12 protein-coding genes are annotated in these 16,688 nt (G+C 38.5%); all 12 read right to left on the reverse strand.

The window, feature by feature from the left end; all coding sequences use genetic code 11:
* Positions 1 to 59 precede the first annotated feature (59 nt).
* Positions 60 to 1,550: a surface lipoprotein assembly modifier gene (locus ACQ7EO_RS13245; protein ID WP_434277586.1), complete on the reverse strand. Its 1,491-nt coding sequence runs from the start codon at positions 1,548 to 1,550 to the stop codon at positions 60 to 62.
* 67 nt (positions 1,551 to 1,617) lie between these two features.
* Positions 1,618 to 2,379, reverse strand: coding sequence for a Slam-dependent surface lipoprotein (locus ACQ7EO_RS13250; RefSeq protein ID WP_004820661.1), 762 nt, complete (start codon positions 2,377 to 2,379; stop codon positions 1,618 to 1,620).
* A gap of 201 nt (positions 2,380 to 2,580) precedes the next feature.
* The gene (locus ACQ7EO_RS13255) at positions 2,581 to 5,715 is read right to left on the reverse strand and encodes a TonB-dependent receptor domain-containing protein (protein WP_434277588.1); all 3,135 of its coding nucleotides are present in this window, start codon (positions 5,713 to 5,715) and stop codon (positions 2,581 to 2,583) included.
* 402 nt (positions 5,716 to 6,117) lie between these two features.
* On the reverse strand, positions 6,118 to 7,098 hold the full coding sequence (locus tag ACQ7EO_RS13260) for an IS110 family transposase (protein WP_434277590.1): 981 nt from the start codon (positions 7,096 to 7,098) through the stop codon (positions 6,118 to 6,120).
* Positions 7,099 to 7,607: 509 nt separating this feature from the next.
* Positions 7,608 to 8,621, reverse strand: coding sequence for a FecR family protein (locus tag ACQ7EO_RS13265; protein WP_434277592.1), 1,014 nt, complete (start codon positions 8,619 to 8,621; stop codon positions 7,608 to 7,610).
* Positions 8,622 to 9,143 (reverse strand): sigma-70 family RNA polymerase sigma factor, encoded by a 522-nt coding sequence (locus tag ACQ7EO_RS13270; protein WP_239045901.1) that lies wholly within the window; start codon positions 9,141 to 9,143, stop codon positions 8,622 to 8,624. It lies immediately after the preceding gene.
* 277 nt (positions 9,144 to 9,420) lie between these two features.
* Positions 9,421 to 9,858 carry a Fur family transcriptional regulator gene (locus ACQ7EO_RS13275; RefSeq protein ID WP_434277595.1) on the reverse strand — a complete coding sequence of 146 codons (438 nt, stop codon included), beginning with the start codon at positions 9,856 to 9,858 and terminating at the stop codon, positions 9,421 to 9,423.
* 17 nt (positions 9,859 to 9,875) lie between these two features.
* Positions 9,876 to 10,301 carry a YbaN family protein gene (locus tag ACQ7EO_RS13280; RefSeq protein WP_434277596.1) on the reverse strand — a complete coding sequence of 142 codons (426 nt, stop codon included), beginning with the start codon at positions 10,299 to 10,301 and terminating at the stop codon, positions 9,876 to 9,878.
* Between the two features lie 31 nt (positions 10,302 to 10,332).
* Positions 10,333 to 10,929 carry a biliverdin-producing heme oxygenase gene (locus ACQ7EO_RS13285; RefSeq protein WP_434277599.1) on the reverse strand — a complete coding sequence of 199 codons (597 nt, stop codon included), beginning with the start codon at positions 10,927 to 10,929 and terminating at the stop codon, positions 10,333 to 10,335.
* A 41-nt stretch (positions 10,930 to 10,970) separates the two neighbouring features.
* A complete protein-coding gene (locus ACQ7EO_RS13290; protein WP_434277600.1) occupies positions 10,971 to 11,828 on the reverse strand; it encodes an energy transducer TonB in 858 nt (285 codons plus the stop codon).
* A 491-nt stretch (positions 11,829 to 12,319) separates the two neighbouring features.
* Positions 12,320 to 15,436, reverse strand: a complete 3,117-nt coding sequence (locus ACQ7EO_RS13295; RefSeq protein WP_434277603.1) for a multidrug efflux RND transporter permease subunit — start codon at positions 15,434 to 15,436, stop codon at positions 12,320 to 12,322.
* Positions 15,433 to 16,677: an efflux RND transporter periplasmic adaptor subunit gene (locus tag ACQ7EO_RS13300; protein ID WP_434277605.1), complete on the reverse strand. Its 1,245-nt coding sequence runs from the start codon at positions 16,675 to 16,677 to the stop codon at positions 15,433 to 15,435. The genes ACQ7EO_RS13295 and ACQ7EO_RS13300 overlap by 4 nt, the downstream gene beginning before the upstream one ends.
* Positions 16,678 to 16,688 lie beyond the last annotated feature (11 nt).

A 16,688-nucleotide genomic window follows, 5' to 3' on the forward strand; every position in this document is an offset into this window, starting at 1 on the left:
AGAAGACCGCTTTGATATGGTTTCAATTCCTCAAATAGAGATAAAACCTCTACAATATTTTAAAACCGATGCTCCAACTTTAAACTGACATTGTGTTTATCATAAGAATATAGCCACTCTACATTGCTGTTATTTTGATTATATTGATAAGTGAGATTAGGTGTTAAACCATAAAAAGCCCAGCGTGGTGCACTTAGAATCAAAGTATAATTTTGTTCAAAATCCTGTCGTCTAGCCTCCAACACTGGAGTAAATTTATCAAATTGACGCCAACGGAAAGAACTAAATAAATTTGCGTTAAAACCTGAGTCAAAGTTTTTGGAAAGGCCTAAACGCACGCCTTGTTGTTGATAAGCCGTAAAATATTGTTCTTGGGTATTATGGTCGACAAAATCCAGCCCGCCAAATAGCGTCCAGTTTTTCGGTAAAATTTTCCAAAAGGTTGAATAGACTGAATATTCCACGCCATCTTGGCCTTTATACTGGGAATAATTTATATCTTTCATTTCGGCTTCTAACTTGACAGCTTTGTCGTTAGAGATAAAACGCATCCACTCACCCCTTAGCCCATAGGCACTATACAGCGGGTCGTGGGCATAGTATTTATGTTCAAATACGGGCGCAATCAAGACTTGATTACGTTCGTTGTAATAACTATAACCCGCATTTAAGTTAAAAGTTAATTCATTATAATCAGCCTGCTCTGGATAAACTTGACCATAGAATAATCCACGCAATGCAATGCCATGTTGTCCAGAAAGCGACCATCGTTTAGTTAAGGTGGCTTCATAGTCCAAACCTTGCGCACTGATCGCATCAGGTGTGCCACGCTTTAATTGTTCAACAGGCACTACTTCCTTGGTCACTGGGTCAATTCCGTAGTAAGTAATAATGTCGTATTTATCGGAAGCATTATTGATATTGCTAGCATAACGTGAACCAAAAGCCAATGAACCATGCCATTCATCTCGTTGTTTAAGCCCTTTGAGATACATCTCTACGGTTTGACCAATACCTTGGGCAGCGGGATCTGTAGACAGGGCTAGTTGAGATTGAATCTGCTGAAATAACTGTTGACCTTGCTGATTTTTTTGTTGTTCCGTGTAAATACGAGCCAGTTCAAGTTGAGTCATTAAATTATTCGATTGAATCTCTAAACTGTGTTTTAGTTTACTCTCAGCTAAACTTAAATTCCCCTGTGTTCGTGCCATGACGCCCTCAGCGAACTCAGTCAAAGCCTGATCATAATTTGGAAATTTTTTATATTTTTCAAGATAGCTTAAAGCCACTTGCCATTGTTTTTGCATCACTGCCAAGTAAAGTGCATATGCGACTTCTGCGGGTTCATCCTTAACCACATATTCTTGACCTTGTATGATCAGATTCGGTAATGCTTGTGTGTTTTTAGGGTCTTCTGATTTGAGTAGTTTCTTATCATTTTGATATTGCTGTTGGCTAATTTCCTGATTTAACCTGATACTGGTATCATCCGCTGCATAAACACATTGTCCACACTGCAATACGGCACCAAGCAATACTATTTTTTTCATCTATAAACTCACCAGATAGAATAAAAAAAGAAAGACTTACCGAAGTAAGCCTTTCTCATTTAAATCATTATTTTTTTCCACCAAAAGCAACGTCATGCACATTATTGTTAAATGTTGCAATTCCAGCTAAGCTGCTTTGGCTATTATAGAATTGACCTGAAACTGTCCCTGCACCAGCTGACGGATTAGTCGTCCAAGATGCATTTGAACCACTAATCGTTGCGTCGTTATTAATTGTTGCAGTACCCAAATTAAAGGTACGTGAACTATCGCTCAATGAACCCGTTAACTGTTTGGTTGCAAAGTTAGCGGTAAAAGTACCTGACAATAAATTAGAGCCATTATAATTATTGACACCTTGAACACTATAATTTGCAGTACCTGTAGACGGTACGCTGGTATCTGCATCTTTACCATTGTAATAAACAGTGTGTGTTGCTGGATCAACCGTACCTAAACGCTTACCGCTGGCATCTTTGGCTTCGGCATTCCACTCACCAAACCAGACGTCTTGTGTAGGCACTTGTTTGTAATTAGCATAACCAATCCCAGCATGAGACGCTGGAAGCCCAGGTAAGTACGGGCTTAGACGTACAACACCATTGCCATCTGCATAGCCATTAAAACCTGAGAATGCAACAATTGCACCGTTATAAAGAGTGTTAACACCAAAACCAACACCTGAGTTTGGATGAGTCGGTCCAAGTGAACCTGTAGAACCAACTACAATGTTACCAATATCACTTGATTCACCTACAACAGCTGCTTGTGCAACACCGACTAAACCAACAGATAGTAAAATAGCCAATGAGATTGATTGAAGTTTCATTTTAAGTTCCTCGATTTGAGTTTAAAGTTTTATCATTAAGAATAAAAACAAAAGTCTTAATGATTATTATTAAAATAAAACATGTGCTGCACTGATTTTAATATTTAAATTCAAGTGTAAAATCAAGGAGTACGTGTCTTATTTTCCACACATTTATTGCATTTGGTGTGCAATAAATTCGGTTAATTACCTCTAAGTTCCTTAAAACTTATGGGTAATGCTTAGCTTAAATGTTCGACCTGGTGCTGCAATTGCCGAACGAGTTAATGGATCAATATAGAATTCGTCAGTGAGATTAGTCCCCACCAGTTCAAATAAGGTGTCTTGTTTAAGTCGATAATTGATATAAGCATCCACAATGGTCATTGAGTTCCATGCCAAAGGGGTATTGGCGTAATAACTCATCTCTATATCGTTATAGTTTTTAGTTTCAGGATTTTCATACTTATGGTGATAGCTCGCACGAGTTCCGACTTCAAGTTTTTGATCAAAGAATCGTCCACCAAGTGTTAAATTAACTGAATATTTTGGGGTTGCCATACTGACTAAATATCCGCCTACAAATCCATCATCAACACAACGATTTAATAAAAACTGGTGGCTCGCCCCTAAAAGCATCGCTGAGTTTTCATCACAAACTTTATTTTTAAAACGATAATTGGCACTTAAGTCAGTAAAGAAACGCCCATTGTCAAAGCGACTTTGCAGTTCTAATCCTTCTGTGGTAAGGCTATCGACATTGCTAAATGCCAAAGTTGGACTACGTTCAATCGCATTCTTGGTTTTGTTATAGTAATAAGCCAACTTAATATCTGCATAACTGCTATTTTTAAATAACTCAGATAGATTATGAACATAGGCAAGTTCATAATTTGATGCATGCTCTGGTTGTAACTTATAACCACTTAAGGTTCCAGAAAACCCAAGCGTGCTTTCAAACATACTTGGCATTCTATAAGCTTCGCTATAACGTAAATACATTCGACTATTGGGGCTAAAATTAACCGTTGCTGAAGCTGTCGGTGTCCAACCATGATCTTTGCTTTTTTGCACACCTGTTTTGGTTAAATCAATATCTTCATAACCGCTAGGAATGCCACTACCAGAATAATATCCATAATCCCGACCTTGTACTAAGGTCCCATTTAAAAAGGGATTATTGGCAATGGTTAATTTTCCACGGTTATCCATTTTGTAATCAATTTTATTAGATTTCTGATAAATTCGACTTAAAATTCGAGCCTGCTTGCGCTCCTCAGTCCAACCTTCCGCTAAAGCAAGAGCCTCAATACTTTCTCGTGTTTGCTGTTCAAGTTCTGGTGTCATATTTGGGCGTTTAGTAAAATAAGTCATACTTAATGCCGTGGCTTTTTTAATCAGGCTAAACTGGGGATCACCCGCATTGAGTCGTTCATTAAGAAAATCATCAAAGGCCCAATAGTTTTGATATCTTGCACCTGCGTTTAAATTCAGCCATGAGACAGGTTGATAGTCAAAGTTAAAATTAAATTCTTTTTCTTCTCGACGACCTGCTCTCGGTAACATCCTATAACCCGAATTTGTTCCGTTAATATTCGGGTCTTTATAAATATCATCCGAACTGAGTTTTTCTTTTTGAAAACTCCCCCCAACAGTTAAACCCAGATTAGACAGCAATTTAAACTTATTACTTAGGGTCATTCCTTGACGAGTATTGTCTGAGTTTGCGGTAGCACTGTTCACAAAAACACCCAAGTTTGCATTGGTATCATTGGGAAATCCACCTGAACTATAGGTATGACTCTTGGTATCAGTCCGCCAAATATTGCCGTAGAAATCGACTAAATTATTATTTTGAGGTTTATATTTGTATTCCATATTATAGGCTTTAGAGTCGATATGACTTAAAGGCCATTGTGGTACCCCTGCTTTATTTTTGACGACTTCACCCCAAGCAATTCGTGAAGGTAAAATTTCTCCATTGATGATTGAACTGTCCCGATAACCGAACTCTAAACGCTGTTCATCTGTAGGTTTCCACGCCGCTTTTAACAAATAAGATTCTGTTTCAAGGGATGTATTGGGAACTTCTGTACCTCCTGGGTAAACTTTGGCAAGGTATGGAACGTAATTAAATCGTCCTGTGGCAGGTTTATCATAAAAATCACTGCCATTTTTCCCTGCAAAGTGATTGCCTTTATTACGATAAGCATAAGCAGCCAAAACTTCAAAATTATCACTACGTCCTGCCAAAGCAATACGTGTTGCAACATCATCGCCTGAATAAATATTATTTTCTTTATTTTGTCGTGCTACTTTAAATAAGGATGGATCATAATAAGGCTCGAACACTGGATTGCCTTGCCAGTCCGTTCCTGTAGCTGGATAATTTGGATTATCGTAAATGCTTTGACCAGTTAATAGTTGTGGTTCTCTAGGTTTCACTGCATTGCTGCTGGTTTCTACTTTTATCTCCCCACCAAAATTTTTACCTTCCTTTAAAACATCATCTACAGCTAGAGTATGAATAATGACCGCACCACCCACACCTGTATTTACATTGCGTGTGATGGAAGGCCCCTTAATGACTTGTAGCCCACCGATTAAATTAGGGTCAATATAACTCCGATTATTCGCACCGTTATAACCACGCCATACAGTGAGTGCCTGTTCTGTCCCATCAATAAGGACAGGAACGCGGCCCGGCCCTTGAACACCACGGATACTTGGATCTAAAGCACCACTGTTTCGGGCATCACCACTGTATACGCCGACCATTCCCTTGAATAAGTCTGCTGGCTGAGCACCTTTATATCGTTCTATTTGCTCTTTGCTGGCATAGACGCTAGAAATATCTTGATCATAAACATCATTCTGCCCTTTTGTATCACGACTGACTGTGCCAAAAACAGTCATTGGGCTAAGTTGTACGACATTTTCTTGATCAGCTATCATCGGCTGAGATTGTACTGGAATGGGTCTAATTTCAGCTTTATCCACATGCTTCAATATATAGCCATTTCTTACTTTCACCACAGTAAACTCGGTTGCTGCTAAAATATGTTGAAAGCCATTTTCTAAATTATATTGTCCACTTAAACCTAAGCTACTTTTACCTTTGAGCTGATTTGCATCAATTGCAATCGAGGTCCCCGCTTGCTCGGCAAAGGTATTCAGAACACTGGCAAGTGAACCCGCTGGAATATGATATGACTGCGTTTCTGTACTGAGCGCATAAGTGCTTTGTGTCGCGACTGTTGTTGCTACACCCACACAAACGAGATGAATCGCCAATGCCAATGATGTCACTTTGAAAGAATATTTTGGATGCTTTTGACCGCAAACAGCTTCACTCATTTTACGCCCCAGTAAATGTAAATAAGAATCATTCAATATATTAAATTAAATGTATTCTTAATATTTGCTTCTACTTACTATGACGTACAAGAAATGAAAAAGTGGAACCGTTTATTCAAAATAAATTTAAATGATCTATCTTTTATTTTAACAAAATTATTATTTGTCATATTTATCAATCATTTTTAAAAACGATATATATAGTCAACCTTTCAAAAGGTCAGACACAAAAATATAATTCCTCTTAATTAATATTTTTAATTAAATCAATTGCATGGAAAAATAAATTGTTTGCAATGCCACAACTTACATTCAAAGTTTAAATAGCTTTGCGTAGGCGATGCCTCACTTTTCAGAGATGAAAAGATACCGTCTTAACTGTCAAGCAAATTATTTAAGGATTCATGCCTTATAATTTGCCTGATAAGGTTGTTGGTTTTTAAGAACACCATAGCAAAGATGAATTAACTTTCGCATAGCAGCAGCAATCGCTACCATTTTAGTTTTCCCTTTCGCTAAGAGCCGTTCGCTCAACTCTTTAATATGAGGATTGTACCGAGTTGCAACAATGGCAGCCATATATAAACCCGATCGAATTTTAGGTGAACCGGCTTTAGATAAGCGACTTTTTCCAAGCACAGAACTACCAGATTGTCTGTGAATGGGAACTAAACCCACAAATGCAGCAGCTTGGCTTGCTTTTTCAAAAGAATGAGCACGTAAAAAAACAAGCATTAATAAACTGGTCCGCTCAGCAATTGCTGGAATGCTTTCAAGAAGTTTTTGATCACGTTTAAGCTCATGGTCTTGATCAATATGGTTTTGAATTTGTGTATCTAGATTCTGAATTTGCCTAGTTAATGATTTAATATTGGTCTTAATAGACTTTAAAATTGGTACAACTATTAGAGTGGAGTTTGCTTTTTCCAAACGATTTTGTTCACGTTTTAAGTCGTTCGCAAGACTTGACCTTCTATCTAATAAAGCATTGAGCAATCGGATATTATCAGGAGTGGGTTGCCATAAATGTAAATCTACAGTCATTGCAAATCGCGCCAATACTTCACTATCGATTTTGTCAGTTTTATGAAGCTTAGAGATACTTTGAGCAAAATATCGAGTACGGGCTGGGTTAGCCACACAAACTTGAAATTTTAAATCAAATAAAAATTGAGCTAACATTTCATGATAGACTGATGTTGCTTCCATTAAGGCTCTAGTTTCTTCAGCAACAAGACCAAAACGATTTAACCATGATAACAATTGATGAAATCCTTTATTGTTATTGGAAAAGCATTTAGTTTTTATTTTTCCACTAGAGTCATCAAGAAATAAACAACAATCGAATTTAGCTTTAGAAACATCAATGCCAAGATAAAACATAGCTTCACCTAATTATTGATTGAATTAATATTAAAAAACCACAGTCTTTTCTTGTGAATGCAGCATCAAAGTGCTTAGTTACCGTCCAGATTTATGTCAGTGGTTAGGTGTAAATTGTAGGTTTAATCTTTTCAGGAAACTCGAAGTTTTGATGACAAACCAAACTCTACAATTTACGTGTAGTGATAGCTAATCACTACAAAGAACAAGATACAAGATGACAAAAATCTTCCGTTGGGCGAGGGGTACGTCCTATACCCCCGACAAACGGCGACATCCATGTCGCCCCACGGTAAGATCACCATCTAGGATTCAAAAGCACAAAAAATGAATTGTTAACCAACAGTTTCTAAAAGTTCATACAAAACATAAGCTTCATTTCGGATAAATGACTTGATGCAAATCACTTGTATGAATAATTAGACAGTTTGATCATATTTTATCCTAAAATTTAGGCCTAATTTAAAGCTAAACATCATGATTCAAACCAAGTGCTTAAATCATGCTGTTTATTGCAAAGTCACAACTGTGAAATATGGGGTGATTTGATAGACATTTAGCTGAGGGAATACACTGCTTAATAATTGCAATGCACTTTCGGTATGATCTAAAGGTAATACAGCATTGACCTTAATTTTTTCTAACTTTGCAGCGTTAAATATAATTTTTTCTTTGCTGTTTCGATTCAACTCATTGAGCACTTTTGACAAAGACATATTTTCAACAATCAAATGCCGTTGATTCCATTTCTGCTGTTCATTATATAAATTAAAAGTATGTATAGGTTGTATACCATTTCGATCAAGTATGACTTCTTGCCCTGCTGTCACAATCACAGGAGATGCTTTGGTTTGATCTAACTCTTGTTTTGAGGACTGCACTTTCACTTTGGAATGTAGCATTTTAAGCCCAGTCGCGTCTGGCTGATATTGAACACTAAATGCAGTTCCCAATGCTTCAATTTGACCATGTTGGGTTTTGACAATAAAAGGACGGGCTTTGTCTTTGGCCACATCTACAAATATTTCCCCTTGAACCAACTCCACAACACGCTGATTTGCTGAGAAGTCTAGATTAACCGCACTCTGACCACTGAGTTTAAGTTGTGAACCATCTGCTAAGGTTTGGGTTTTCCATTCTCCCGCATGATTTTTAATATCAGCGGTTAGATATGACACTGGATGATAAATAAAATAACTATAAATACCCCCTACACAACACAATATCACCGTCAAAATTCCACCATAGCGCATATTTTTTTGCTTGCGGGCACTATGTAAACCTGTTTTTAATACAGATTGGGTCATTTTCTGTTGTTGTGGATTCTGTACCAGTTTTTGAATCGAAGTAATATATTGCTCGATATCTTGAGCAATTTTTTGGCGTTGTGGACTCTTGCTTTTCCAAGCATCAAAATCTGTTTGCGCTGTTCTTTTGAGTAAGTCATCATCGGTACTCAGCAGCACAATCCATTCCGCTGCTTCTTCGATTAATTTTTGCTTACTCTTCTCTTCTTCAATCATTTACTCAAACAAATCCTTCTCTTGTTTCAGTGCGTAGCATTGCACGAGGCACGTTGCTAGATATTTTTGAATCATCTTGGTTGAAACACCAATGATTTCTGCAATTTCTTTATGGGTTAAACCTTCAAAATAATGGAGCACAAAAGCTTGTTGTGCTTTTTCAGAGACGCGTATCAAAGCCTGACAAATCTGGTCAATCGCTTGAACAACCTGAAGCTGATCTTCTGGTGAAGGAATTGTATCCAGAATATATTCCATCTGACTTAATTCATTCAGATAGGCTTGCTCTATGCGCTTACGGCGCACCTGATCAATCATTAAATTTCTGGCAATGGTCACCAGATATGCACGAGGCTCTTTTACTCCAAAAAGTTCATCACGCGTTTGCAGAATTTTAATAAACGTATCTTGTACCAAATCTGCGGCTTGCTCACTATTGCCTACTTTTTTTCTAAGCCATTGATGCAACCAAGATTGGTGATTACGGTACAATTGATCTACAAATGCAGGATTTTTATTCACAATAGGATCAACTCTTTGATGGTCTGTTAAATGATAATAATTATCATTTAAATGTCAAGATACCCTGAGAGAAAATCCCCGTATATATGATTATTTTTTAGTTCATGTACATCCTTATGCTCTATTTGATCATTTAATATACTTAAAAAATAAAGTTAAATTATCAATAGTTAATGCCCATTGAACCTCAATATCTTGGTTATCATTCAGTTTAAATTCCGATTTATTATTTATGGATATTTTTATCATAAAATAATCCACCCTTTGACATGTTGTTTTAATAACTACAATAAGGACAAGAGGGTTTTTCTATAACCAGATGATATGAACTTGCACCATGTTCTAAAATAAGTCCTCGAATTTGCTGCTCTAAAGCCTCATCATTAATTTGTTGCAACTGACTACACTTTTTACAATATATTCTCATATTGGTTTGACTTCCCTTGAATGAATATAATGCTTGTTCACTGCCCAGCTTAAACTTAACCAACAATCCTGCTTTAACAAGCTGTTTCAGGGTTTGATAGACACCAGCAAAAGATAACTTTTTCACTTTTAAATCTGGACTATACAAAATTTCGGCTGCTGTCAGCTCTCGTTGTGCATTTCTTAAAATATTCAGTACAGTTAATCGTGTTGTAGTTACTTTTAAATTTGCTTGCAACAGCAAGCGTTTAAGTTCTTCAGTATTTTTATAATATTCAAAGATTTCCATCCTAAGATTATCCTCATTTATGCTTTTAACCACATCCATAATTGCACACAAACCATTATCACAACAATGGTCCCTACTGCCCATGGATGAGGCACAGTCCAAATTAAAATGCCAGCAGCCACACTCATACTGGCCAAAGAAAACAGTTTTACTTTTACGGGCAAAGTTCGTTTGAGTTGCCATTGCTGTAAAATTGGAGCAATGACCTTATTATTAACAATCCACAGATGCATTCGCTGCGAACCCTTTGCAGCAAACAATGTCGCCAAAAAATAAAAATCAAACGTAGGCAAACCAGGAACCACCAAACCGATCGTCCCTAAGACCAGACATAACCCTGCCAGTGCAATACAGATCCAGCGAACCAACCATGACTTCGCCAGTCTCGGCTCCGACATAGAAATACTGGTATTTAGATTGGTCTCTGACCCCGTTTGCTTCATTGCTTGATTTCCTTTATCCATCATCAATTATTTATTTCAGTGTTTTTAATTGTGCTAAAAGTTCACCAAAACGATGAAAGCCTTGCATAGCCCCCTCAATAATCAATTGCTGTTCCTCTAAACTAAAATTTGCATCATCTAGGGTTTGCTTGAAACGCTTCCACACTAATCCACGACCCTCTGGATATGCTGCTAAGTTACGTGCAGCAAAATCAGCATTAAAGCCAAATCTAGCCTGCGCCTCTTTGAGTAAAAATGCTGCGCCTAAAGTTGAACCTTCTGAAACATAAATCCAGCCCAAAGATTGTGGAAAACTAATTTCATCGGTTGCAATACTCTGCTGCTGAGGCGTTAAACCTAAATCAGCCAAGTCTTGTAAAGCTGCATCGGAACGCCCACGCACATCTAAATCGGGAATCAATTGTTCAACCTGTGAATCTTGATAAAGATGTTCAACATCTTTCTGAAAATAATATTGCGACAGGGTGAATTGCGCATAATTCTCTTTACTCTCAAACGCGCCTGATTGCTGCATCAAGATTTCCATACGTTCATGCTCTGCATGTGTTTCTTGTTTCAAGCGTTGCATTAAACTGCTACTGATCACTTTTTCTGTTGATGCGTTCATAAAAACTCCTAAATAAACCCTTTCATTGTTTAATGATCCAATCAGCGATTACGACCAAGCTTAAGCTGAATGGGAAAATCCACCACGATTGCCAATGCTTCACCATTGACAATATGTGGTTTAAATTTTGCTTTTTGTGCAGCTTGTATAGCTCTTTCATCCAAACTACTCATGCCTGAGCTTTGCTTTACTCTGACATCTATCGGCTGCCCTTGTGGATTAATTTTGATGGTGAGAACCAACAAGCGCTGCTGGTTTTGCAATTCGCGATCATCGTAATTAAGCTTGCCAAAGCTGAGTACATCGACCCGACTCACGGGAAGCGGTTGCTGTGGTTGAGAAGCAGAGGCAGCGTTTTGTTCTTTTTTATTGTCTTTGCCTGCTTCACCGCCTGCACGTTTGGCTATCTCATTTGACTGACCTGTAGCAGTCTGTTCAGTATTCGTAGATGATTTTGTTTCAGTGAATGTTTGCGTTGACTGACGATTTGATTCAGATTTACTTTCCGTCTGTTGATCGGTTGGTTTTTTTTCTTGTGCTTTTGTTGTCTGTTGTGTTGTTTGATCCATCTTCAACTTTTTTGACTCAGTACTGTGTATCACTTTGACCTGTTGTTGATGTTGTACCGCTGTTGCTACTGTAGATTGAGGCTGTGCTTTTGATTGCGTTGCAGCTTGCTCTGATGCCGTCTGCAGCTTTGTACTGCTTTGTTGTACAACATCGGTTTTGTTCAAGCTGATAAAACGAATTTGAATCGCATTTTCAGGTGAATGTGATTCAATACGAACATCTGTTTTTAAATAAGACAAAGACCATAACAACAATATATGACTGATCACTACCCCACAAAGCGTAGAGTATTTTTGCTTATCATTTGAAGCGAGAATTACAGCAGACATAGACTTAGATACAGCGCAAATAAATGTAGTGCATTTGCTGAGTGCAGAATAAAATCCTGTGTTTTTCCTGCCTGCTCAATCTATTGTATTGCGTTGTACTGTTCATGAATCCTTCCTGCTTCGTCTATCAGATCAATTGCCGTGAATTTAAAAAACACTGCCTTTATCTATATAGACGAATGAGAAGGCAAAAATGCCTAATGAGAAATGTAATTAAATGTAAATAAGAATGATTTAGAGGGGATAATTTGACGATAAAACAGTGGGCTACTGAACGTATTTATTTAAATGTAAAAAATAAACTTATATAAATAATCCAGTTAAAACAACTGAACTGTATATCTAAAGAAAACAATACGAGATAAAAATAATGGGAAGAATAATTAGGCATTCAAATAAATGCGATGGAGGACTTAGAAATATTGTAGAGAACAAATGCTTCATCCTCTACAAAACACAAGACTTAAAATTAAAAACTTAACGCAGAGCGCTTAAGGCAGTTTACGTACAGGTAAAGCTTTGCCACGTAATTTCTCAACAGCACTGAGGATAAACACAAAAAATACTGGCACAAAAAAGATTGCAAGTATCGTCGCACTGACCATACCACCAAAAACCCCTGTACCAATCGCATGCTGAGTTTCAGAGCTTGCACCTGTAGCAATCACCAATGGAATCACACCAGCGGTAAAAGCCAAGGATGTCATCAAGATCGGTCTTAAACGAAGTTTGGCAGCCGCAACAGTGGCTTCAATCAGAGTCATTCCTTCTTCTTTTAGCATTTTGGCAAATTCAACAATCAAAATGGCATTTTTTGCAGATAATCCAATGATGGTAATTAAACCTACTTTAAAGAAAATATCATTGGGAATCCCTCGGATCCATACTGCAACCACTGCACCAATCATACCTAAAGGTACAACCAACATCACCGACAATGGAATCGACCAACTTTCATAAAGGGCAGCAAGGACGAGGAAGACCACCAACATTGACAATGCCAATAAGAAATTGGTTTGTGCTTCGGACTGTTTTTCCTCCAAAGATTGCCCTGTCCACTCATAACCAATTCCTTTTGGTAATTGCTCAATCAATCGCTCCATTTCCTTCATCACTACCCCTGAAGAAACCCCTTCTGCGCCTGCCCCTGCAATACTCAATGATGGTCGTCCATTATAGCGATTGTACTGCTGCGGAGACTGTGTCCACACAGGTGTAACAATCTCAGACAGTTTAACCAGTGCTCCAGTCTTATTAACCACATTCAAATTTAGAATATCAGTGACTTTCATCCGTGAATCGGCATCGACTTGAACAATCACTTGCTGCATTCGTCCTTGATTTGGAAAATCATTGACATACATTGAGCCCATTGAAGATGAAATGGTGTCTGTCACATCAGCAAAATTCACACCTAAAGCTTCTGCCTTATTCCGATCAATTTTTAAATCGACATTACTGCCTGGTGGTAAACCCTCTGGATAAACATAAGCCAGTTTTTTACTGGTTGCTGCAAGACCAATCAACTGTGCTTGTGCCTCATTCAAAGCTTGCATTCCAAGATTACCGCGATCTTGTAAACGTAAAGTAAAGCCCGAAGTTGTTCCCATTTCTTCAATTGCTGGCGGTAAAACAGACATAATCGTACCTTCTGCACTGTCTGCCATGGCCGCATTTACAGCGTTAACCTCATCTGCAGCGGAGGTATTTCTGCCTTTGAAATCTTTTAAATTTGTAAAGGCAATGGCAGTGTTATTGCCAGAACCACTAAAGCCAAACCCGAGTACAGAGACATTTTCTTTAATACTTTCTCTGCTTTTTAAATGTTCCTCAAACGATTTTACAATGGTCAATGTCCGCTCTTGACTGGCATCTGCAGGCAATTGAAATGAGGTGATAAATGAGCCTTGGTCTTCTTCTGGTAAAAAAGCGGTTGGGATCGATTTAAACGCAAATAATAAGAAACCTGTCAGAACAACAAATACAATCATCACAGTAAAAATGTGTTTCAATAATTTCACTAAAATTGCTTCATACTTTTTATTGACGCGGTCAAAAAAGCGATCAAACCACGCAAAGAAGCCTTTTTTCTGATGATCGGCTTCAATCGGTTTTAACAAGGTTGCACAAAGTGCAGGGGTTAAGGTCAGTGCTAAAAATGCCGAGAATGCAATGGATACCGCCATGGTCACGGTAAATTGTCTATAGATAATCCCGACCGAACCACTGGCAAAGGCCATCGGTAAAAAAACCGCCACCAGTACCAAGGTTATCCCGATGATTGGACTGGTAATTTCTTGCATTGCTTTAGAGGTGGCATCAACAGGTGATAAGCCTTCCGTTGCCATGATGCGTTCCACATTTTCAATCACCACAATCGCATCATCGACAATAATACCGATGGCTAAAACCATACCAAACATGGTTAAAACATTGACCGAAAAACCACTGATCAACATCACTGCAAATGTGCCTAAAAGTGCAATCGGTGCAACAATTGAAGGGATCAAAGTGTAGCGAATGTTATGTAAAAATAAATACATGACAAGGAAAACCAACACCATTGCTTCCAGCAAAGTCATGATTACTTTTTCAATCGAAATTTTAACAAACGGCGCAGTATCATAAGGAATCGAATATTGCATCCCCTTTGGTAAAACCTTGCTCAACTCCTCAACTTTTGCTTTGACCGCTTCAGATGTCTTGACTGCATTCCCGCCTGGGCTCATTTGAATCGCCAAAGCGGTTGCTGGTTTTCCATTTTCTAAAATAGAAAAACTATAGGTTTGCGCCCCAAGCTCCACTCGTGCAACATCTTTCAGTGTGACTTGTGCGCCACTCTGATTGGCACGTAGGGTAATATTTTGAAATTCTTCGACTGTACTTAATTGTCCTTCAGCCGTTAATGGCAGTGTAATCATCTGTCCTTGGACCGCAGGCAAACTCCCGACACTTCCCGGAGATATCGGCGTATTTTGTGCTTGAATGGCATTTGTGACATCTTTAATCGACAGCTGATAAGACACCAGTTTGTTTGGATCTATCCAAATACGCATGGCTTTTTCAGATCCAAAAGATTGGATACGTCCAACCCCTTCAACCCGTTTTAATTCTTCAACCACATTTCGAACCAAATAATCACTTAAATCAATTTCTTTAAATTGATCATTTGGTGAGTTGATTCCGACCATCATCAGAAATCCAGAAGATGCCGCTTCAACAATCAGGCCTTGCTGTCTAACAGATTGTGGCAATCTCGGTTCGATAGACTTTAGTTTATTTTGCACATCTACCTGAGCCAACTCTGGATCAGTCCCCGGTTTAAATGTGGCAGTAATACTCGCTTGACCACTGGCATCAGAGGTGGCGCTGTAATAAAGTAAATTCTTTACTCCTGATAACTCTCTCTCAATCAAGGTGACAACACTATCATTCAAGGTTTCTGGTGTTGCTCCCGGATAAGTTGCATAGATACTAATCGAAGGTGGTGCAACTGAGGGAAAACGAGAAATCGGCAACTTTGGAATACTTAAGACACCAAACAGAATAATAAAGAGTGCAATCACCCAAGCAAAGATTGGCCGTTTAATAAAGAACTGCGATATCATAATTTTTCTCCTATATTCGGAGAAGACTGACCTGCCGTGCTTTGATCACTGCCCTTATTTTGTGCTTGCGTGCCCCCAACATCGGTTATGTATTGCGACTTCCACTGGGTTATTTTTAAAGGCTGTTCTGGCTGTTGAATTCGATCATGCCCCTCAACGATGACTTTTTCCCCTGCTTTAATTCCACTATTCACCACATAGAAACCTTTATATAACTGCCCTAAACTCACTGGACGTGTTTCAGCAGTCTGATTTGCTTTTACAATCAGCAGTTGTGCTTGACCTGAAATATCTCTTTGCACGGCTTGTTCAGGGACAAGTAAGGCATTGGGTTGTGATGCTCTGTTTAAACCAACTCTGACATACATCCCTGGCAATAATTTCCGTTGAGGATTATTTACTTCCACACGGATAGTCACGTCACCCGTATTAGGATCTACGCTGGTATCTGAGAATAAAATCTTTCCCGTCACTGGATATAATTTACCCTGACTATTGGATATGCTGACCTCAGCACCGCCACGTTGTAATAACGAACCATCACTCAAACGATCTTGCAATTGCTCATATTCAGAGATTGATTGTTTAACATCAACATAGACTTTATCTAACTGATGTACCAAAGCCATTGGATTGGTATCGCTGGTGCTGACCAATGCACCTTCGGTGACCAGCAACTTACCAATTTGACCTGAAATCGGGGCGCGTACAGTCGCATAACGTAAGTTTAAATTTTGTCGTGCCAATGCTGCCTTGGTTTGAGCAACTTCAGCCAAAGCCTGTTGATAAGCAGCTTCCGTATTATTAAATTCCTGTTTACTAATGGCATTGGAAGGAAGCAGTTGTCGATATCGCTCCTGTTGGGTTTTTAGACGCACTACTTCTGCCTGTGCTTTTGCCAATAAAGCCTGATTACTATTGACATCTGCTTGAAGAATTTCCGAATTGATCTTAAATAAGGGTTGTCCAGCCTTAACTTCACTGCCTTGGGTAAACAGCACCTTTTCAATAATTCCGCCAACTTGTGGGCGAATTTCTGAAATTCGATAAGCTTGTACACGTGCAGGTAAATTTTCAATCAAATGAATATCTTGCTGTTGAACAGTATAAATACTGACTTTGGCTGGCGCAGCCTGCTGTACTTGTTCTGCTTCAGCATTTCCTGAGCGATTACATCCAGTTAACGCACTCCCACTTATAACAACCAATAAAATAATAAAAAAATAAGGCTTAGGCATCATCTGCACCCAGA

Origin of the sequence: Acinetobacter sp. CE-15 (assembly GCF_051059255.1) — a bacterium.
Lineage (GTDB): Bacteria > Pseudomonadota > Gammaproteobacteria > Pseudomonadales > Moraxellaceae > Acinetobacter > Acinetobacter guillouiae.